This is a genomic window from Rhizobium sp. P1_C7, from assembly GCF_056406295.1.
On record NZ_JBFUAL010000015.1, the window covers coordinates 54744 to 73861 of the forward strand.

At 61.4% G+C, this 19118-nt stretch carries 19 protein-coding genes; 5 read left to right on the plus strand and 14 right to left on the minus strand.

The window, feature by feature from the left end; all coding sequences use genetic code 11:
* Positions 1-113: 113 nt before the first annotated feature.
* The 5 genes from bioB to AC1D2R_RS21960 are packed head-to-tail and all read left to right on the plus strand — an operon-like array spanning position 114 to position 5143.
* Positions 114-1118 carry a biotin synthase BioB gene (bioB, locus tag AC1D2R_RS21940; RefSeq protein ID WP_477970425.1) on the plus strand — a complete coding sequence of 335 codons (1005 nt, stop codon included), beginning with the start codon at positions 114-116 and terminating at the stop codon, positions 1116-1118.
* A complete protein-coding gene (locus AC1D2R_RS21945) occupies positions 1115-2260 on the plus strand; it encodes an 8-amino-7-oxononanoate synthase (RefSeq protein WP_477970427.1) in 1146 nt (381 codons plus the stop codon). Before bioB ends, AC1D2R_RS21945 begins: the two co-directional genes overlap by 4 nt.
* Positions 2257-2895 carry a dethiobiotin synthase gene (gene bioD, locus AC1D2R_RS21950; RefSeq protein ID WP_477970429.1) on the plus strand — a complete coding sequence of 213 codons (639 nt, stop codon included), beginning with the start codon at positions 2257-2259 and terminating at the stop codon, positions 2893-2895. Before AC1D2R_RS21945 ends, bioD begins: the two co-directional genes overlap by 4 nt.
* Positions 2892-4157, plus strand: coding sequence for an adenosylmethionine--8-amino-7-oxononanoate transaminase (locus tag AC1D2R_RS21955; RefSeq protein WP_477970431.1), 1266 nt, complete (start codon positions 2892-2894; stop codon positions 4155-4157). Before bioD ends, AC1D2R_RS21955 begins: the two co-directional genes overlap by 4 nt.
* Positions 4154-5143, plus strand: coding sequence for a beta-ketoacyl-ACP synthase III (locus tag AC1D2R_RS21960; RefSeq protein WP_477970433.1), 990 nt, complete (start codon positions 4154-4156; stop codon positions 5141-5143). The genes AC1D2R_RS21955 and AC1D2R_RS21960 overlap by 4 nt, the downstream gene beginning before the upstream one ends.
* A gap of 52 nt (positions 5144-5195) precedes the next feature.
* Here AC1D2R_RS21960 and AC1D2R_RS21965 read toward each other — a convergent pair whose 3' ends face one another.
* The 14 genes from AC1D2R_RS21965 to AC1D2R_RS22030 form a co-directional block, all read right to left on the minus strand.
* On the minus strand, positions 5196-6197 hold the full coding sequence (locus AC1D2R_RS21965) for a dihydroxyacetone kinase subunit DhaK (protein WP_477970434.1): 1002 nt from the start codon (positions 6195-6197) through the stop codon (positions 5196-5198).
* Positions 6198-6258: 61 nt separating this feature from the next.
* Complete coding sequence (locus tag AC1D2R_RS21970) at positions 6259-6669, minus strand: hypothetical protein (protein WP_477970436.1); 411 nt, start codon at positions 6667-6669, stop codon at positions 6259-6261.
* A 1-nt stretch (position 6670) separates the two neighbouring features.
* Entirely contained in the window at positions 6671-8272 is a 1602-nt protein-coding gene (locus tag AC1D2R_RS21975) for a putative PEP-binding protein (protein ID WP_477970438.1), read from the minus strand.
* The gene (locus AC1D2R_RS21980; RefSeq protein WP_477970440.1) at positions 8256-8558 is read right to left on the minus strand and encodes an HPr family phosphocarrier protein; all 303 of its coding nucleotides are present in this window, start codon (positions 8556-8558) and stop codon (positions 8256-8258) included. Before AC1D2R_RS21980 ends, AC1D2R_RS21975 begins: the two co-directional genes overlap by 17 nt.
* A gap of 41 nt (positions 8559-8599) precedes the next feature.
* Positions 8600-8998 (minus strand): dihydroxyacetone kinase phosphoryl donor subunit DhaM, encoded by a 399-nt coding sequence (gene dhaM / locus AC1D2R_RS21985; RefSeq protein ID WP_477970442.1) that lies wholly within the window; start codon positions 8996-8998, stop codon positions 8600-8602.
* Positions 8995-9603, minus strand: coding sequence for a dihydroxyacetone kinase subunit DhaL (gene dhaL / locus AC1D2R_RS21990; RefSeq protein ID WP_477970605.1), 609 nt, complete (start codon positions 9601-9603; stop codon positions 8995-8997). The genes dhaM and dhaL overlap by 4 nt, the downstream gene beginning before the upstream one ends.
* 53 nt (positions 9604-9656) lie before the next feature.
* On the minus strand, positions 9657-11297 hold the full coding sequence (locus tag AC1D2R_RS21995) for a dihydroxyacetone kinase subunit DhaK (RefSeq protein WP_477970444.1): 1641 nt from the start codon (positions 11295-11297) through the stop codon (positions 9657-9659).
* 52 nt (positions 11298-11349) lie between these two features.
* On the minus strand, positions 11350-12357 hold the full coding sequence (locus tag AC1D2R_RS22000; protein ID WP_477970446.1) for an ABC transporter ATP-binding protein: 1008 nt from the start codon (positions 12355-12357) through the stop codon (positions 11350-11352).
* On the minus strand, positions 12350-13447 hold the full coding sequence (locus AC1D2R_RS22005) for an ABC transporter ATP-binding protein (protein ID WP_477970448.1): 1098 nt from the start codon (positions 13445-13447) through the stop codon (positions 12350-12352). Before AC1D2R_RS22005 ends, AC1D2R_RS22000 begins: the two co-directional genes overlap by 8 nt.
* 4 nt (positions 13448-13451) lie before the next feature.
* Entirely contained in the window at positions 13452-13664 is a 213-nt protein-coding gene (locus AC1D2R_RS22010; protein WP_477970450.1) for a hypothetical protein, read from the minus strand.
* The gene (locus AC1D2R_RS22015) at positions 13661-14614 is read right to left on the minus strand and encodes a carbohydrate ABC transporter permease (protein ID WP_477970452.1); all 954 of its coding nucleotides are present in this window, start codon (positions 14612-14614) and stop codon (positions 13661-13663) included. The genes AC1D2R_RS22010 and AC1D2R_RS22015 overlap by 4 nt, the downstream gene beginning before the upstream one ends.
* Positions 14611-15579: a carbohydrate ABC transporter permease gene (locus AC1D2R_RS22020; protein WP_477970454.1), complete on the minus strand. Its 969-nt coding sequence runs from the start codon at positions 15577-15579 to the stop codon at positions 14611-14613. The genes AC1D2R_RS22015 and AC1D2R_RS22020 overlap by 4 nt, the downstream gene beginning before the upstream one ends.
* 101 nt (positions 15580-15680) lie before the next feature.
* Entirely contained in the window at positions 15681-17006 is a 1326-nt protein-coding gene (locus AC1D2R_RS22025; protein ID WP_477970456.1) for an ABC transporter substrate-binding protein, read from the minus strand.
* A gap of 1060 nt (positions 17007-18066) precedes the next feature.
* Complete coding sequence (locus tag AC1D2R_RS22030) at positions 18067-19092, minus strand: hydroxyacid dehydrogenase (protein ID WP_477970458.1); 1026 nt, start codon at positions 19090-19092, stop codon at positions 18067-18069.
* Between the last annotated feature and the right edge of the window lie 26 nt (positions 19093-19118).

The following is a 19118-nucleotide window of genomic DNA, read 5'->3' on the forward strand; positions in this document are numbered from 1 at the left end:
AATAGCGGCGCTGGAAACGGGCGTTTATTCCGCCGTCTGCCATCTTGCAAAATTATAGATAAAAGTACATGCATATCTATATTGTGATCAAATTCAGGGGAGGCGCATAGCGAATGCGGCTTGAAGCATCAGAATTAATCCTGCGTGATCAGACCGAAGCGGCTGATCCGCTCGCGTGTTCGACCGAGAATGCGGGTATTATCTATAATTTGCCGTTCAACGATCTCCTCTTCCGTGCGCAGACCATCCATCGCGCCAACTTCGATCCAAATGCGATCCAAATGAGCCGACTGCTGTCCATCAAGACCGGCGGCTGTGCGGAGGACTGTGGATATTGCAGCCAGTCGGCTCACTATCCGACAGGCCTCAAGGCCTCGAAATTGATGGAAGTCGAGCGTGTGATGATCGAGGCTCGCAAGGCAAAGGAGGCTGGCGCCACCCGCTATTGCATGGGAGCGGCCTGGCGCAGCCCGAAGGATCGGGACATGGATCAGATCGTCGCCATGGTGCACGGCGTCAAGGCGCTGGGCCTTGAAACCTGCATGACGCTCGGCATGCTGACACCTGGCCAGTCCGCTTCGCTGGCCGACGCCGGCCTCGACTACTACAACCACAATGTCGACACGTCGGAACGGTTCTACAGCGAGATCATCACGACGCGCAGCTTTGCCGACCGTCTTGAAACACTGGCGAATGTCCGCGAAGCGGGCATAAAGGTCTGCGCCGGCGGCATCCTCGGGATGGGCGAGACCACCGAGGATCGCATCTCGATGCTGGTCACTCTCGCCAATCTGCCGGTGCCTCCGGAGAGCGTGCCGATCAACATGCTGATCCCGATCCCGGGATCGAAGCTTGCCAACGCCGAGCCGGTCGACCCGATCGATTTCGTCCGCACGATCGCACTGGCGCGCATCCTGATGCCCACGTCTCACGTGCGCCTGTCGGCGGGTCGGACGGACATGAGCGACGAGATGCAGGCGCTCTGCTTCCTTGCCGGCGCCAACTCCATCTTCGTCGGCGACACCTTGCTGACAGCCGACAATCCGGGCGAAGACCATGACAGCGCCTTGTTCCGCCGTCTCGGTCTGAAGCCGATGGAACTGGGGCCGGCGCAATGAGTAGCGCCGGCCTTGCTCGATACGAGAGGACATTGGCCGGCCTTGTACGCAAGGGTCGCGGCCGTGCCCTGGTCGCCCAAACCGGCTTGGATTTCACCTCGAACGATTACCTTGGCCTCGCCCGATCCGATCGCCTGAAGGACGCGATCGCCGCAGCACTTGAGCGCGGTGTGCCGGTCGGGGCGGGTGGATCGAGACTGCTGCGCGGCAACCACCCCGAGCACGAGGCACTGGAGGCGGAAGCGGCTGCCTATTTCGGGGCCGAGAGGACGCTCTATTTCGGCAGCGGCTATGGCGCGAACGTCGCCCTGTTTTCGACCCTGCCGCAACGCGAGGACCTCATCGTTCACGATGCGCTGATCCACGCCAGCACTCGTGAGGGGATCACCGCCAGCAAAGCCCCGGCGATCTCCGTGCCGCACAATGACGCACACGCATTCGACGACGCGATTGCGTCCTTTCGTCGTGCCGGTGGTACGGGGCGACCCTGGATCGCGGTCGAGAGCCTCTACTCGATGGACGGTGACCGTGCGCCAATTGCCGAGCTTGCGGGCATCGCCAAGGCGCACGACGCGTTTCTTGTCGTCGACGAAGCACATGCGACCGGTGTTCTTGGCCCAGGCGGTCGTGGCCTTGCGGCAGGTCACGCGGCGGGCGAAAATGTCATCGCTCTCCACACATGCGGGAAGGCGCTCGGCGTTTCCGGTGCATTGCTGTCGGCAAGTGCCGTCATCTGCGACTATCTCGTCAATCGCGCCCGCGGCTTCATCTATTCGACGGCGCCATCGCCGCTGATGGCTGCCGGCGTTCGCGAGGCGTTGTGCGTTCTTGGCGACGAGCCCCAGCGCCGCGCCTTCTTCGATGAGCGGTGCACGTTCGCAAACGCCGAGCTCACGCGCGTTCTCGGCTTGCCGCCAAGTGGATCGCAGATTCTGCCGGTCATGATCGGTGACAATGCCAGGGCGGTCAGGATCGCCACCCGCATGCGCGAAGCCGGCTTTGATATCCGTGCAATCCGGCCACCGACGGTGCCGGAAGGGACGGCACGGCTGAGGGTTGCCATCACTCTCAATGTCGATAGCGACACGATCGCGGCGATGTTCGAGAACCTGGCAACCGTTCTTGCGGAGGAACGCGCATGACGCCGCGTTTTGTTGTCACCGGCACAGACACCGGCATCGGCAAGACGGTCTTCAGCGCCGCCCTGACCAACGCCTTGGGGGGCTATTACTGGAAACCCGTGCAATCGGGGCTGGACGACGAGACCGACAGCCAGGCCGTCATGCGGCTTGGTGCGGTCCCTGCCATGCGCGTTCTTCCTGAGGCCTACAGGCTGAAGACGCCGGCCTCACCGCATCTCGCCGCACGGATCGATCGTATTTCGATCGATCCCGAGCGACTGATGCCGCCCGAAACCGACGCAGCGCTGGTCATCGAGGGCGCCGGTGGCTTGCTCGTGCCACTGAACGACCGGCTGCTGCTCGCCGACATGTTTGCGCGCTGGAAGATCCCGGTCATTCTATGCGCGAGAACCACGCTTGGGACCATAAACCACACGCTTCTGTCGCTTGAGGCGCTGAGGAGCCGGCGTATCCCCGTCTTTGGCGTTGCCTTCATCGGCGACGAGAACGTCGAGACCGAGCGGATCATCGCCGCGTTTGGCGGCGTGCGGACCCTCGGTCGGCTGCCGCGATTGCCCGCTCTGACACCGAAGGCACTTGCCCGCGCTCTTGCCGAGAACTTTGACATCCCTCGCTTCATGGAGGGTTTGGCATGACCCGCTCGGCTGTATGGCACCCCTTCACGCAGCACGCGCTCGAGCCGCCGATGCGGCGGATCGTCGAGACCGAGGGCGCCTACCTCATCGACGAAGACGGCAAGCGAATTCTCGATGCGATCTCCTCCTGGTGGGTGATCACTCATGGCCATCGGCATCCTGCGATCATGAAGGCGATCGCGACGGCCGCAGAGCACTATGACCAGCTGATCTTTGCGGAATACACGCACGCTCCGGCCGAGGAACTGGCCGAGGGACTGGTGGCCATTGCGCCGCCCGGCCTGGCGCATGTCTTCTATTCAGACAGCGGATCGACCGCTGTCGAGGTCGGATTGAAGATGGCGCTGGGTTTCTTTGCCAATAGGGGCACGGCGCGCAATCGTATCGCGGTCATGGAGCACGGCTATCACGGGGACACGATCGGAACGATGTCTGCGGGAGAACGCGGTGTCTTCAATGCCGCCTATGAGCCGTTCCTTTTCGCCGTCGATCGATTGCCCTTTCCCGAGCCGGGTCGGGAGCAGGATACGCTTGACGTCTTCGAGCGCGTCTGCCGGTCGGGTGACGTGGCCGCACTCCTGGTCGAGCCGCTGATCCTCGGGGCGGGCGGCATGAGATTGCTTGCCCCATCGCTGCTTGCTGATTTGAAGACGATCGCGGAGCGACATGGAACGCTCCTCATTGCCGATGAAGTCATGACCGGCTGGGGACGCACGGGAACTGTCTTTGCGTGCGAACAGGCAGGTGTGGCACCCGATATACTGTGCACGTCCAAAGGTCTGACGGGAGGCGCGCTGCCGCTGGCGGCGACGCTGTCCACCGGGGAAATTTTCGATGCGCATCTTTCGACGGATCGGCGAAAGACGTTCTTCCATTCGAGTTCATACACGGCCAATCCGATTGCATGTGCTGCGGCGGTCGCAAATCTCGGCATCTGGCGCAACGAGCCTGTGCTGGGGCGCGTCAGGGCTCTGGCGGACATGCATCGAGAGCGGCTGTCACGCTTCGACTGCGACACGAGGTTCCGGAACGTTCGACAGATCGGCACGATCGCCGCACTCGACCTCGACACCGGGGCCGGCGGCTACCTGGCAGATGTCGGCCCGCGACTTCGCGCCTTTTTCCGAGAGCGCGGCCTGCTTGTCCGACCGCTTGGCAATGTCATCTATCTCATGCCGCCCTATTGCGTGACGGCAGCCGAGCTTGATTACGCCTATGATGCGATCGACGAGGCGGCATCCTTGGTCGGAGCAACTGCATGATGACCGTCAGATCGTCGCGGCTGGTGGGCTTCGGACACAGCGTTCCCGCGCGTCGGGTCGACAGCCGCGAAATCGAGATCACGCTTGGTCTAGATCCCGGTTGGATCGAACAGCGGACAGGCATCAGATACAGGCACTGGGCGAGGGAGGACGAGACCTTGAGCGGCCTTGCGGCGCGCGCCGGCGCCATCGCGCTGGACGACGCCGGTGTCGATCGCGCAGACATTGCCCTGACCTTGCTCGCAACCTCTACCCCCGATCATCTGCTACCCCCGTCGGCGCCCTTGCTCGCCCACCGCCTTGGTCTTCGCAATGCCGGGGCGATCGATCTTGCAGGCGCGTGCGCTGGCTTTCTCTATGCGCTGACGCTGGCTGACGGCTTTGTCCGAACTCAGGGGCGACCGGTTCTCGTTGTCGCGGCAAATATCCTCAGCCGCCGCATCAATCCGGCCGAGCGGGCGAGTTCGGTGCTGTTTGCGGATGCGGCAGGGGCTGTCGTTGTGGCGCCCTCGACCGACCCGGACGCGGGCCTGCGTGGCGTTGACCTCATCGCCGACGGGAGCGGCTACGACCTGATCTCGATCGCGGCCGGCGGCAGCAGCCGGCCGTTTGAGCCGGGGTTGAGCGCCGAGGATTGCCTGATGACGATGCGGGACGGCCGTGAGGTGTTTTCTCGCGCCGTCGAGATGATGGCGACGTCTTCCATGCGCGCGCTCGGCCAGGCGGGGCTCCTGCCGCGGGATATCACGCGCTTCGTTCCGCATCAGGCCAACACGCGCATCTTCAGTGCGGTCGGGGAAAGGCTGGGCATCGCGTCGACCAAGACGGTCAGTACGATCGCAGAATATGGAAACTCGTCGGCGGCGACCATCCCGCTTTCGCTTTCGATTGCGAACAAGGCACGCCGCTTCGACGGTAATGACCGGGTTCTCCTGGCGGCTGCGGGCGCCGGAATGACAGGCGGTGCCGTGCTGGTCGCCTTCTAGGAAAACGAGGTTGAGCGAAAGACGACGGCCTGAAAGTAGGGGCAGACCTGGACTAGGCGTCGTTGCCCCAGTGAAGCGCTGCTGTCGCGACCGGCTGGTCCCACAGGGCTATCTCTTCGTCGGTCAAGAGGGCAAGGGTGACGGACAGACCCTGCATGTCGAGTGAGGTGACGTAGGTCCCAACCAGCGAGCGCTCGACGCGGATCTGACGCTGCTCCATGAAATTGCGGGCAGCATTATAGGCGACATAGAGCTCGGCCGGCGGGGTGCTTCCGAGACCATTGACGAACAACAGCGCCTTGGCACCGGCGGGCACAGCGATGTCAGCCGCGATGGTCATGCAGAGCTTTTCGATAATGGCATCGGACGGGCAGAAGGGTTCTCTTGAGTGGCCGGGCTCCCCGTGAATGCCAACGCCCAGTTCCATTTCATCGGGCCCGAGCGAGAACGTCGGGCGCTCTGTCTGCGGGACGGTAACGCCGCCCAGTGCCACGCCCATTGATCGAACCCTGCCATTCAACCGATCTCCAAGTGCCTTCAGCTGCTCAAGTGACATGCCTTGCTCCGCCGCAGCGCCGATGATCTTCTCAATGACAAGCGTGCCGGCAACACCGCGACGTCCGCGACCTTCGCCGGTCCTTGCCGTTTCCATGTCATCGCTGACGACGACCATTTCGATCCTGTGGCGGTCGCCGACCATCTCCATCGCCATCTCGAAGTTCATGACGTCGCCGTCGTAATTCTTGACGATGAGAAGGCACCCGGCTCCCGTGTCCGTTTCGTCAATGGCACCGATGATCTGGCTTGGGGTCGGCGACGTGAAAATGTGCCCGATGCAGGCAGCATCCAGCATGCCGCGGCCGACAAAGCCGATATGCATAGGCTCATGGCCGGCGCCGCCCCCGGAGATGACTGCGACCTTTCCCGGGGTCAGGTCACGGCGGCGGACGCATTTGCGCTGCGCACCGAACACGGCAAAGGCTTCATGGGCGCGCACAAAGCCTTCGACGCTTTCGGCGACCATGGTTTGCGCTGTGTTCATGAACTTCTTCATCAAGCCCCTCCCAAGGCGGCGATCGTCATGGCCGATTAGGCCGAGGTTCTTGCTCTGTCGGTCATTCTGGCCCCCCCGAAATCGCGACGATCTTCTGGACGAGATCCGAAATAGCTTCCTCCAGCAGGCGGTTGCGTCGTTCGTCGCCGAAATCCGGCACCATCAGGGACAGGTGCCGCAATTTATCCGAATGACCGAGTTCCGGCAGCTTTCCGGGGTGCGCATTCTGGTAGGCGTCCAGAAAGCGCTCCTGTTCGGTGGCGCTGAAATGACAGACCCTGAAAATCGTCGCGAGATGGCGCGCCGGTAGCGGTGTCGCGTAGCCCGGGCTGGTGATCTGCGTGACAAAGCTGCGGTGCTTGCCAAGCTCGGTCGCCAGACGCTGACGTGTGCCGGACGGCCTGTTGTCGATGATTTGCGCCAGGATGGACTTGTAGGCGATGATGGCGTCTTCGGTGTCTTCGCGCGCCATTCTATTCTCCGGCTGCCGTTGTCCCGTCGGCGTTCAGGCCGACGATCGCCGATCTTATCGCGCGAAGTCGGGCCGGCGCTACGGAAAAATGCCGCAAACCGGCGGCGAGGAGCGAAGGCAGGCATTCCGGATCGCTTGCCATGTCTCCACAGATACTGACCGGTTTTCCGGCGGCGAGTTCGACGGCCTGTTTCACGAGACGGAGCACGGCCGGCTTTGCCGCCTCATACTGTGCCTCGAAGCCTGATCCCTCCCGGGCGGAAGCGATCAGATACTGTGCGAGATCGTTTGTACCGAATGAAAAGAAATCTGCCGCCGAAAACCTGTCCAGCATCAGGGCGGCGGCAGGCACCTCTACCATCATTCCAATGGAAGGCATTCGATAGGGTATGCCACGGCGATCGAGTTGACTTGCCTGGTCAAGGAATATCTGGCGCATCTGTTCGACCTCCGATGGAAAGGTCACCATTGGCAGCATGACGGCGAGCGTTCCTGACACAGCTGCCCGAAGCAGCGCACGCGCCTGGACACGTGCAATCTCGGGCCGGGCAAGGAGCAACCGTATGCCGCGCGGTCCCATTGCGGACATGGATTGATGATCATCAAGACCCGAAAGCGGTTTGTCGCCGCCGATATCAAACATGCGGATCGTCACGGGCCTGTCGGCGGCCCATTCCAGCACGCGTCGATAGATCGCGAGCTGCTTCTCCTCGTTTGCGGCATCCGCGACCGAAATCACCGCGAACTCCGAGCGCATCAACCCCACACCGGCAACCGTTGCCGGATCAACGGAAGCGATCTCGGCCGGATCATTGAGATTGAGGAACAGTCGTATCGGCATGCCGTCTGCAGTCAGCGCATTGCCGTCGTCGGACGCCGTTGCGCTGTCGCGGCTGGCAGTTGCGCGAGAGGGCACGGCTGGGATCGATGACCGGCCGTCCTGCAGCACAATCTCGCCGCGATCGCCGTCCACCTGGATCGGGTGCCCGCCCGTTGCCGTGAACAGGCCGGCACTGACCACCATCGGAATTGATCTCGACCTGGCGAGCAAGGCGACATGGCCGACGGTGCTGCCATTGAACAGCGCAATGCCGCCGCCTGCCGACCAGTCATGCGCAAGAAAGCGGCTCGGCTCCATATCTCTTGCCACGAACACCGACCCGGCAGGAAAATCGTCGACTGCCGTCCCGGTCAGTGCGCCAAGGACACGGTTCTTGATGTCCAAAATATCGACGGCGCGGGCGCGCATCTGTTCTTCTTCAGAAGACTCCAGCTCCCTGATGTACCCATCGAGTGTGTTGACCCAAGCAAAGGCGACGTTCTCGCCTGCCGCCATGCGAGCCGTCGTCGCCTCGGCAATCGTCGGATCGTGAAGCACTTCAATCTGAAAATCGATGATATCCCGGCTCTCGCTGTCGGCTCCCTGCGTCAGGAGCTCAAGTTCGCCGATTGCGGTTTCGATTGCGGCTGCGAGGCTATCATATTGCCAGGCGGTCTGGAGGTGAGACGCAGCCGAAAGGTCCGGCGGTTCCGCCAGGTGAACCGGGCCGGTCGCGACGCCCGGAGATGCGCTTCTTGCCTTCACCCTAAACGGTCCGGCCATTTTTCCTCTCCTCATCGAAATTGCGCTCGATGAGTTCTCTCAAGACCCGGACTGCCTCCTCGGCAAGAATTCCGTCGGCCCGTATCTTGAGGATCGACCCCTTGCGGATTTTGGCGCCCATGATCTTGATGATGCTCTTACCATTCAGCCAGACGTCGCTGCCGTTGACGGCGACTTCGATGGAGCAGGGGAAGGACTTGGCAAGCCGTGTGAACGTGACGGAGGGACGGGCATGCAGTCCCACGCCGTGCTTGACTTCCACTTCCGTCTGGCAGCGTGCATGCACTGGATCTTCCTCTCGTTTTGCCTTGCCCAACCCGCTGCTCGTCAAGGGGATAGTTCCTCGGCGGTCGCCACGACTTTTGCGAGCGACGCGCCGCCTGATGCTTCGGCTGCCGCGATCACGGCACCCTCGACCAGCGGCGCGTTGCAGATCGAGACCAGGGCAGCACGCGGTGCGCCGAGCATCTCGATGGCCATTTCGCTGTTGGTTTCTGCGCCGCCGAGATCGACGAAGACCGCAACGCCGGCATCTGACCAGGCAGCCTCGATTGCACGAAGGATGCCCGCGGCGTCCGTGCCGAGCTCGCCGTGAACGTTGCCGCCTGACCACGAGAGTGGTACGCAATCTCCGACCATCTGCCGCACCATGTCAGCAATGCCTCGTGCGACAAGGGGCGAATGAGAGACGATCACGATCCCCACATTTGCGGTCTTTCCACTCATTGCGGATAGTGCTCCTCCAGATAATGACAGATTGCCGTGGCCAGCAGCGCGCAGCTCGATGCGCCTGGATCCACATGCCCGATCGAACGGTCGCCGAGATAGGAGGCCCGGCCGCGCATCGCTTTCATTGCAGCAGTCTGGCTGGCAGACCGTTCCGCCCTGATCGCGATTTCGGCGAGCGGCGATTGCGCCGTCAGTGCGGCATGGATCGGATAAAGAACATCCAGCAGTGTCTTGTCGCCTGCCTGAGAACGGCCGCGCCTTGCCACCGCGTCAATTGCCTGTTTCAGCATGAGAGAAAACTCCGCTGTCTCCTCGCGCCTGCGAAGCTCACGTCCGAGTTCCATCAGCAAGGTGCCGTAAAGCGGTCCGGCCGCGCCGCCTATGTTCATCACCAGTGTCAAACCGATCTCTTCCACCGCATCCGGAAAAGGCAGTGTCGACAGCTTTGCGCCCTCGGCACTGACCGCATCGCAGCCACGCTGCATGTTGGTGCCATGGTCGCCGTCCCCGATTGCACGATCCAGCGCGCAGAGCCGCTCGCTGTTTGCCGCGATTGCAGCACGGCAAACTTCGATCAGTCCCGAAACAAGCACAGGCTCCATCCGCACCTCTGTTCCTCCCGCCTTCTGATCCTCGCAGAGGACCGCCTCGCATTCTAGGCGAGGCTTGCCGCAACTTCGAACGCTCCTGCGACCGCGACGGCTCCGGGATCCGGCACGCCGGCGAGATCGCTTTCACCGACATAGGACGCGCGCCCTGCTTTGGCCTTGCGCATTGACTTCGTCGCTTCTGCACCTGCGGCCGCAGCCTTTGCTGCGGTCGCGACATTGCCGGAGGCCAGTGCCTTCAGCGCCGGGGCAAGCGCGTCCACCATCGTCCTGTCACCCACGACCGCTCCTCCATAGAACGTCATTCGCTCGAGCCCGGCAAGGAGGGCAGCAGCGATATCCGGCTTGTCTGCCATTGCCTTTGCGGCTGCGGTAAAGAAGATCGACATCAGCACGCCACTTGAGCCACCCATGCTGGTGCCCAGGATATCGCCAAGCGACGCAAGGGTCGCGGCCGGCTGGTTGAGCGGCAGCGTGTCGATTCGGACAAGGATACTGCGGGCGCCGGCTGCGACAGTGGAGCCCGTATCGCCGTCGCCAACACGGCCGTCGAGGCGGTTGAGTTCGTCCTCGAGCGATATCAGATGGTTGCAAAGTGCGGTGATCAGACGCCGGCTCTGTTCATGCTCGCTCGCCGCACCTGTTGGGTGCGGTTTGGCGGCCGTTGCCGCAACGGCGACGACGGTGACCTCGTGGCGTTCGACCACAGGCACCCAGGCATGCGGTGCGACCGCGGCCGTCAATGCTGCCTCGCGATCGGCGTCCAGCCGGATCAGCGAGAGGGAGAAGCCGTTCATATTCAGTGCGGTCATCATCGGCGCCGGACCGACAATCAACCTGACCCGCCTGGCGATCGGGGAGGACAGGACCGCATTGGCGATCACGGTCATCTCCAGCGGTGGCACCGCTCCGAGGTTGTTGATGAGAAGCGCGTGGTCGGCGCCTTCCTGCAGCGTCGCCTGAAGCCGCTTGATCATGGTGGCGACAATATCAGTGACCGGCTGCAGTGCGATCCGCTCGGCCCCTGGCTCCCCGTGGATGCCAAGCCCGAGCTCGCCTTCGTTTTCCCCCAGACGATCCTCGTGTGCCTGGCCGGGCAGGCTGCAAGTCGAGAGAGACATGCCGAGAGACACGATATCCTTGGCTGCCGCGCCGGCGTGAGCCGCCACCGTCGCCAGGGCTTCTCCGGCCTCTGCATGATAGCCGGCGATCTTGTGCACGAACAGGGTGCCGGCGACGCCGCGCGGCTGATTTATGTCAGGTATGGCAATGTCGTCGGCGACGATCACCATCTCGACGTTGAAACCCTCGGCGCGCGCTTTTTCGGCAGCCAGACCGAAATTCAGGCGATCGCCGGTATAGTTTTTGACAATCAACAATGCCCCCTTGGGGCCGGTGACCGCGCGGATTGCCGTCAACACCGCGTCGACGCTCGGCGAGGCGAATATCTCGCCCGAGACCGCCGCCGTCAGCATGCCCTTGCCGACGAATCCGGCGTGCGAAGGTTCATGTCCTGCTCCACCACCGGAAATGATCGCCACCTTCGACTTGTCCCAGTCCGCGCGCAGGATCACCTTGATATCGGGAAACGAATCCAGGCGGGCAAGACGGCCCTTGCCGGTCGTCAGGAGCAGACCATCCAAGGCCTCGGTGACGATGTTTTCCCTGCGGTTGAAAAAGTGCTTCATTGGTCGATACCCGCCTGTTTGTCTTGCATGCCATGATCGGTTCGTTTGACGTCTAGGAGAGACGCTCTCCGCTGGCGCCGAAATAGAGTGGATCGCGTAGCGTCAGGTTGATCCTGTCGCCTCGTTTGATCGCGAGATAAGGGTCCGCAAGTGTGACGAGCTTGTGATCACGGACCCGGATGTGCAGATGGTTCTGATCGCCGAGATGTTCGATCCAGTCGATCTCGGCATTCGCATCCTTCCCGACGACGATATCGAGATGCTCCGTCCGGGCGCCGACGGTTCTGGTACCGGACGGAGGGTGGCCGCCCGGAAGCAGATCAGCCGGCAGAAGGTTGATATGCGGCTGGCCGAGACGGGCGGCAACATGGAGGTTGGCGGGGTTGCCGTAGATCTCGCGCGGCGTTCCGACCTGCATCAGCCGGCCTTCAGCGACGATGCCGATACGGTCGGCCATGGTCATGGCCTCCACCTGGTCGTGGGTCACGTAAAGCAATGTCGAGCCCAATTCCTTCTGGATCCGCTTCAGTTCCAGGCGAAGCTCCGCGCGCAGCTTGGCGTCGAGCGAGGAAAGCGGCTCGTCCATGAGATAAATTGCGGGCTGGCGCACCAGTGCGCGGCCGATCGCGACGCGCTGCATCTCCCCGCCGGACAGACGCGTCGAACGGTTCTCCAGCTTGTGGTCGATCCGGACCATGCGTGCAACGTCGCGAACGCGGTGGTCGATCTCGTCCTTGGTGAGTTTTCGCACCGGCGCCCTCAGCGGAAAGGCGAGGTTCTCATAGACCGTCATGTGGGGATAAAGCGAATATTGCTGGAAGACAAAGGCGACATCCCGCTCCGCCGGGGCCTCAGTGCCGACGTCGCGGCCGCCGATCTCGATGCGGCCGCTGTCTGGCCTTTCAAGCCCGGCGATGAGCCGCAGCGTCGTCGTCTTGCCGGCGCCTGTCGGCCCCAAGAGCACGACGAACTCGCCATCGCGGATCGAAAGATCGAGATTGTTCAGGGCCTTCGTTTCGCCGAAGCTCTTGTTGAGGCCCTTGAGAACGACATCAGCCATGATGGGCCTCCTGATACAGCGCTGAAGCGACCGCTCGGCCCGACTTGCAGTCAAAAAGCGCGAGGTTTGAATGGTTGAATTCGAGCCCGACCGTCTCGCCGATGCGAAAGTTGCGGTTTGCCGGAACACGCGCCTTGATCAATCCGCTGGAGGTTTCGACAGCGACCACCTGGTTCGTTCCAAGATACTCGCTGCCGTAGACGGCGCCGCGCAGCGGCGAGGCGTCGCTAAAGCGGATATGCTCGGGCCGAACCCCAAGCGCAAGCTCGCCTTCCGCCATGTCCTGCCTGACCTCGGGAACGGCAATGTCGACGCCGTGGAGCGAGACGGAGCGCGCACCCATTTGCAGGCCCGCGTTGAAGCGCATGAAGTTCATCGGTGGCGAGCCGATGAAATCGGCGACGTACATGGTCGCCGGCTTGCTGTAGATCTCCTGCGGCGTCCCGAACTGTTCGATGACGCCGTGGTTCATGACCGCGATCTTGTCGGCCATCGCCATTGCCTCGTGCTGGTCGTGAGTGACATAGACCGTCGTTGCGTGGATGCGGTTATGGAGTTCGCGCAGCTCGTGAACCATGACCTCGCGAAACTCCGCATCGAGCGTGCCGAGCGGCTCGTCCATCAGAAAGCACTTCGGTCGACGCACGATGGCTCGGCCGAGCGCCACGCGCTGGCGGTCGCCACCGGCAAGGCCGGAGACGGACTTGTTGAGGATATGGCTGATCTGCAGCAGTCGGGCGGTTTCCTCCACGCGGGTGCGGATTTCGGCCTTCGGCATCCCCTGCGACAGCAAGGGGAATCCGATATTCTTGCGCACGTTCATGTGCGGATAGAGTGCAAAGAGCTGGAAGACGAAGGCGATGTCGCGGGCGCTCGCCCTGTTGAAGGTGACATCCTCGCCGTCGAGGTAGATCTTGCCGCTGGTCGGCAGTTCCAGCCCGGCGATCATGCGAAGGGTCGTCGTCTTGCCGCAGCCCGACGGCCCGAGCAAGGCAAGAAATTCGCCGTCATGAATGATGAAGCTCGAGTCCTGAACCGCGACGAAGCTTCCGAACTGCTTGCGCAGATTTTCGATCCTGATGTCCGCCATTGGTTCACTCCGGAAACTTCGAGACGATGATGAACATCACTGTTCCCGCGAGAAGGGTGACCAGCGAATAGGTGTAGAGCACCAGCAGGAACGGCTGGAACAGCATGAGGAAGCCGACCGCGATCAGGACCGTGGCTATGGTTTCCATCGGCCCGCGCCGCAGCAGGAACGACCGTTTCGGTTGGGCGGGGCGTGGCGTGTCGATCTGGTGGGTCATTTGCGGACCGCTCCGAAGGTGATGCCGCGCAGGAGCTGTTTGCGAAGGAGGATGGTAAAGACAAGGATCGGGATCAGGAAGATTGTCGTTCCGGCAGCCACGGCCGGCCAGTCCTGCCCGCCTTCGCCGATGATCGTCGGAATGAAAGGCGGAGCCGTCTGCGCCTCGCCCGAGGTCAGGAGCGCTGCGAAAGCGTATTCGTTCCAGGCAAAGATCAGGCAGAAGATGGCGGTTGCCGCGATACCGGTTGTAGCTTGCGGCAGGACGACCTTGCGAAAGGCCTGCAGCCTCGTGTAGCCGTCGATCATGGCGGCTTCCTCGTATTCACGCGGGATCTCGTCGATGAACCCCTTGAGCAGCCAGACGGCGAGCGACACGTTGACCGCCGTGTAGAGCAGGATCATGCCGAGAGCCGTGTCCGAAAGTCCAAGCTCGCGGTACATCAGATAGATCGGGATCGCGACGGCGATCGGCGGCATCATGCGCGTCGACAGGATGAAGAACAGCAGATCGTCGGCGAGCGGTATCCGGAAGCGAGAAAAACCGTAGGCGGCAAGTGTTCCCAGGAAGACCGCGAGGAAGGTGGAACCGAATGCGATCACCAGCGAATTGACGAAGCGCGGCAGGAAGTTCGATGGGCCGGCGATCACCATGTTGCGCTTGCGCGTTACCTCATCGCAGGTTCCCGTCGGAGCCGGCAGCGAAGCGATGTATTCGGGCGTCTGCCGCGTTCTCGTGGTGAGAAGGTTGCAATAGCCTTCGAGGGTTGGCGTGAAGACGATCTTGGGAGGATAGCTGATGGAATCGGGCGGCGACTTGATGCTGGTCAAGAAGATCCAGACAAGCGGGATCAGCGTGATCAGCGCATAGAGGATCACGATCGTGCCGGCGATGCGCTTGCTGGCGAGGCTCGGTGCGACGACCGAATGGGCTGATGTAACGGAGCTCATCGTTGCTTCACCTTGTTGAGAGCCTTGACGTAGATGTTGGCAAGGCCGAACACCGCGACGAAGAGGACAATTGCGAAGGCGGAAGCCCGGCCGGTTGCCCAGCTTTCGAAGGCGGTGCGCTTTAGGGTGATCGACGCCACTTCGGTGACCGATCCTGGCCCGCCGCCTGTCAAAAGGGTCACCATGTCGAACATCTTGAAATTCTCGATGCCGCGGAAAAGCACTGCGAGCATGATGAAGGGCAGGGCCATCGGTACGGTGATCGACCAGAACTGCCGCCATGCCGATGCGCGATCCACCTCTGCTGCCTCGTAGATGTAGTCAGGTATCGAACGAAGACCGGCAAGGCAGATCAGCATCACGTAGGGCGTCCACATCCAGGTATCGACGATGATGATGGCCCAGGGCGCAAGCGAGACGCTGCCGAGCATCTGGATTTCAGAGGTCGGGATGCCGGTGACGAGCGAAACCGCATAGGCAAAGAGACCGATTTGAGGCTCATAGAGGAACCGCCAGAAATTGCCGACGACTGCGGGAGACAGCATCATCGGGATCAGGATAATGGTGGTCCAGAAGGCGTGGCCGCGAAACTTGCGGTCGATCAGATATGCCAGCGCGAAGCCGATCAGCGTCTGCAGCACGATCGTCCAGAAGACGAAATGTGCCGTCGTCTGCATCGCCTGCCAGATATCCGGATCGGTCAGAACGCGCTCGTAATTGCTGAAGCCGACGCCTTGGACGGGCGCATTCGGCCGGTTGGCACGATAGTTCGTGAAGGAAAGATAGACCGCCCAGACGAGCGGGAAGATGTTGATCGCGAGCAGGAGGATGATGGCGGGTGCGATAAACAGCCAGGCGATCGCCCTGTCGGAGAGACCGCGGACGCGGCGGGCGACCGACACCGGCGTTGCCCTTGCTGTCGCGTCCGCTGCCTTCTCGACGATGGAGGAATGGGAGATATTCAAGATGTCACCTGGTCTTTGGGTATGTGAGACACCTGGCGGCCCGGCCTTGTTGCCGATCCGGGCCGCCATTCTGACTAGGATATCGCGTGTCCAGCCGGACACTAGATCTTGCCGTCGTCCTTGAAGACCTCGGTCCAATCCTTGACCAGTCCGTCGAGCGCTTCCTTGGCAGTGCCATTGCCGGCCACGACATAGTTATGGACGCGTTTTTGCATGTCCTGGAGAAGGGTGGCGTAGCTTGGCTCGGCCCAGAAGTCCTTGACGATCGCCATCGATTCCAGGAAGGCCGGGGCGTAAGGCTGGCTGGCGGCGAAGTCGGGCGCGTTGACGACGGACTTCAGGCATGAATAGCCGCCGAGTTTCCACCACTTGGCCTGCACGTCAGGCTGGGCGAACCACTTGATGTATTGCAGCGCCGCATCCTTCTTGTCGGAATAGGAGACGACCGAGATGCCTTGCCCGCCAAGCTGAGCGAAGTGTGCCTTTTCGGCAGGATTGGGGAAGAAGCCAATCCGGTCGCCACCGACCTTCTCGTCCTTGTAGAGGCCGGGCCAGGTGAAGGCGAAGTTCATCTGCATGGCGACCTGGCCGGATTTGAATGCGTCGGCGGACTCGACCATGTAGACATTGGAGCTGCCGGGCGGCGTGCAGCAATCATAGAGGGCCTTGTAGAATTCGAGGCCCTTGACCGCATCGGCGGAGTTGACGAAGCCTTCCATCTCGTAGGGCTTCTTCGGATTTTCGTACTGGAAGCCCCAATCGTAGAGGACGTTGGTAACGCCCATGGTGATGCCTTCGGAGCCGCGCTCGGTGTAGATCGAAGCGCCGTAGACGGTCTTGCCGTCGATCTCGCGCTTCTGGAAGAATTCGGCAATTTCTTTCAACTGGTCATAGGTCTTGGGTGCAGCGAGTTCCCAGCCGTATTTCTCCTTGAACGCCTTCTTCAGTTCCGGCTTCTCGAACCAATCCTTGCGATAGGTCCAGCCGACGACGTCGCCCATGGCGGGAAGCGCCCAATAGTTTGGTGAATTCTTCGGCCATTCGGAATAACCCACGACCGTCGCCGGCACGAAGTCATCCATCTTGATGCCTTCCTTGTCGAAGAAATCGTTGAGCTTGACGTAGTGGCCGTTCTCCGCCGATCCGCCGATCCACTGGCTGTCGCCGATGATCAGGTCGCAGAGCTTTCCATGGGAGTTCAGTTCATTGAGGAAGCGGTCCGCATAGCTTGTCCAGGGCACGAACTCGAACTTCATGTCCGTTCCCGTCTTTGCGGTGAAATCCTTCGACAGCTCGACAAGCGCATTGGCCGGATCCCACGCGGCCCAGCAGAGCGTCAATTGGTCGGCTTTCGCGAGAGTGGGCAATGCCGACGACAGTACAAATGCCGATGCGAGCCCAACAAGGGCTTTCGATGTTTTCTGCATAAGTTCCTCCCAGAACCAAAGGCCGGCTCCCCGCCGGCGGCGCAAATTCACCCGATTTCAGAGAATGCCGACATGAACTCCTCAATCATCATGTTTAGCAATATGTTTAGTGATAAGCATTTTTGTAAACAACGCAAGCCACATTCGTTGCTGCAGTGCAGCGTCGTCATTGTGGGCAGGTGCGGTGAGGCGGCGTGCCGTCCATCAGCGTGGGTTGGACCTCTCAGGAATTCCAACACCCAATCGGCCAATGAGCGTGAATATTGCCTTGAAGAAGGGGTGGGTGGGGCCCTCGGCAACACAAGCGCCTTGATTGGGCGATCCACCGCTAGGCGAACGGGCTTTCGACGAGCGCTGCGACATGCATGGCAGCCTCAACAAAATGACGTAGGAAACCCACGTTGCAATGTATTTTAGTAAAATATAAAATATAACTTGGAGGGCAAGGCAATGCGGACAGCCATCGCAATACTGCTGTTATTTGCCGCGCTGGACACAGCTTCAGCTTCCGAGCGGTATATCCACATATCGGGTTATGCGTTCAGGACCGATCCCCAATGTCACCGAACAAAGCCGGTCGACGAGTTCGATCCAAGATGCGATGAGCCCGTGCTGGGATACAAGGATTTCTGTCCCCCGCTGTGGCCTGGCAACGTTACGTGATCAGGCGCCGGTTGATTTTGGCGATATCCGAGTTCTGCGCTCTGGCCGGCTGCTGCACGGCAAGCGCATAGCGCATGGCTGCCGTGCGGAAATCTGCCTACCGTTTGAGCTAAAATAGGGTATACACATATTTACCGAAGCGATGCACCTCCTCCCGCATAGCTTCGCGTTGCAAGCGCCTTCTCCTAACGGGCGCATGCGCGAACAGCAGCACTCCTCCTCCCAGCTGCTGTTCATCTATTTCGAAAGCCTGCCGCACCTCCTCCCGCGGCAGGCTTTTTCGTTTGGGAGTGTCTCCAGGAAAAGCGGCTGTCGCATCGTCGGCGTGCGGACAGAAAAACCACGGCCGTTCGCCAGCACGTGCGTTTGCAGATCGCTCCTTAAGCTGCGACTGCCCCTACGACACCGAAACAGGCTTTGACCTCAACCTGCTCGCAGTGGCGGGGTCGGCGCGTCGGCAAAGCTGCGGCGGCAAACCCTTCATGATCAGTTCTGCGTCGGCGACGGCCATCGCGCCGATGTCGTAGAATGCATCGCGCGTGCCGCCAGTGCGGTGCGCGGAGAGAAGCAGGCCGGGAATCGAACGGATGGGATCGTCTGCGGGCACCGGTTCGTCAGGGAAGACGTCGGTTGCCGCCTTGATATGGCCGGAGATGACAGCGTCCAGCATTGCCGGGAAGTCCACAACAGCGGCGCGGCTCATCAGCAGGAACGCCGCGCCTTTCTGCATCAGCGCAAATTCCCGACGGCCAATGAAGCCTTCGTTTTCGCTCGTGACGCTGGCGAAGACAAAGACGACGCGACTTTCGCGCATGATCTCGTCAAGGTCGCCTTGGATGCAGTCGAGCCGCTCGATGATTTCCTTTGGAAGCCAGGGATCGAAGACCCGGACCGTATTCCTGAACGGCCGTATGAGCTCGCGCAGCTGCTTGCCGAGATCGCCGAAACCGACAATGCCGACAGGCGCGCCAGAAAACCGAAAGACCTCTCGATTTCCGGCAAGCCCGTACTCTTCGGTTCCAGCGCGAAAGTCGCGGTCGGCTGTGGTGATGCCTCGCGCAAGATCAAGTGCCATGCCAAGCGCCGCTTCTGCGACGGGCGACGCGAATGCAGATGCCGGCGTGATCACCCAGATGCCCCGCTCGACGCAGGCCTGATAATCGATATTCGGCATAAAGTTCGATTCGACGTTGATGATCGCCTTGAGGTTCGGTGCCCTGTCCAGGCGTTCCTTCGGCATATCCGTCTGCCCGAAGATCAGAACAATATCGGGAAGCAGCGCTTCAACCTGCGCGTCCGGCATCTGGCGATCCTGCGAAACGATCACCTCGCCGAGATCTTCCAGGCGCGCACGCACGTCAGGCGTCATGATGAGCTCAAGCGTCCGGGGCAAAGGGTCGACTAGAATGATGTTGCGGTTCATGACACCTCCCAGATATCCAGCACCAA

Excerpts from the sequence above, each read along its gene's own strand:
- AC1D2R_RS22005 (WP_477970448.1), bottom strand. The coding sequence starts at position 13,447 with ATGGCGGACATCAGGATCGAAAATCTGCGCAAGCAGTTCGGAAGCTTC.
- AC1D2R_RS21965 (WP_477970434.1), bottom strand. The coding sequence starts at position 6,197 with ATGAAGAAGTTCATGAACACAGCGCAAACCATGGTCGCCGAAAGCGTC.
- AC1D2R_RS22025 (WP_477970456.1), bottom strand. The coding sequence starts at position 17,006 with ATGCAGAAAACATCGAAAGCCCTTGTTGGGCTCGCATCGGCATTTGTA.
- AC1D2R_RS21955 (WP_477970431.1), top strand. The coding sequence starts at position 2,892 with ATGACCCGCTCGGCTGTATGGCACCCCTTCACGCAGCACGCGCTCGAG.
- AC1D2R_RS22010 (WP_477970450.1), bottom strand. The coding sequence starts at position 13,664 with ATGACCCACCAGATCGACACGCCACGCCCCGCCCAACCGAAACGGTCG.
- AC1D2R_RS22015 (WP_477970452.1), bottom strand. The coding sequence starts at position 14,614 with ATGAGCTCCGTTACATCAGCCCATTCGGTCGTCGCACCGAGCCTCGCC.
- AC1D2R_RS21945 (WP_477970427.1), top strand. The coding sequence starts at position 1,115 with ATGAGTAGCGCCGGCCTTGCTCGATACGAGAGGACATTGGCCGGCCTT.
- dhaM (WP_477970442.1), bottom strand. The coding sequence starts at position 8,998 with ATGAGTGGAAAGACCGCAAATGTGGGGATCGTGATCGTCTCTCATTCG.
- AC1D2R_RS22000 (WP_477970446.1), bottom strand. The coding sequence starts at position 12,357 with ATGGCTGATGTCGTTCTCAAGGGCCTCAACAAGAGCTTCGGCGAAACG.
- AC1D2R_RS21995 (WP_477970444.1), bottom strand. The coding sequence starts at position 11,297 with ATGAAGCACTTTTTCAACCGCAGGGAAAACATCGTCACCGAGGCCTTG.
- AC1D2R_RS21975 (WP_477970438.1), bottom strand. The coding sequence starts at position 8,272 with ATGGCCGGACCGTTTAGGGTGAAGGCAAGAAGCGCATCTCCGGGCGTC.
- AC1D2R_RS22030 (WP_477970458.1), bottom strand. The coding sequence starts at position 19,092 with ATGAACCGCAACATCATTCTAGTCGACCCTTTGCCCCGGACGCTTGAG.
- bioD (WP_477970429.1), top strand. The coding sequence starts at position 2,257 with ATGACGCCGCGTTTTGTTGTCACCGGCACAGACACCGGCATCGGCAAG.
- AC1D2R_RS21970 (WP_477970436.1), bottom strand. The coding sequence starts at position 6,669 with ATGGCGCGCGAAGACACCGAAGACGCCATCATCGCCTACAAGTCCATC.
- dhaL (WP_477970605.1), bottom strand. The coding sequence starts at position 9,603 with ATGGAGCCTGTGCTTGTTTCGGGACTGATCGAAGTTTGCCGTGCTGCA.
- bioB (WP_477970425.1), top strand. The coding sequence starts at position 114 with ATGCGGCTTGAAGCATCAGAATTAATCCTGCGTGATCAGACCGAAGCG.
- AC1D2R_RS21960 (WP_477970433.1), top strand. The coding sequence starts at position 4,154 with ATGATGACCGTCAGATCGTCGCGGCTGGTGGGCTTCGGACACAGCGTT.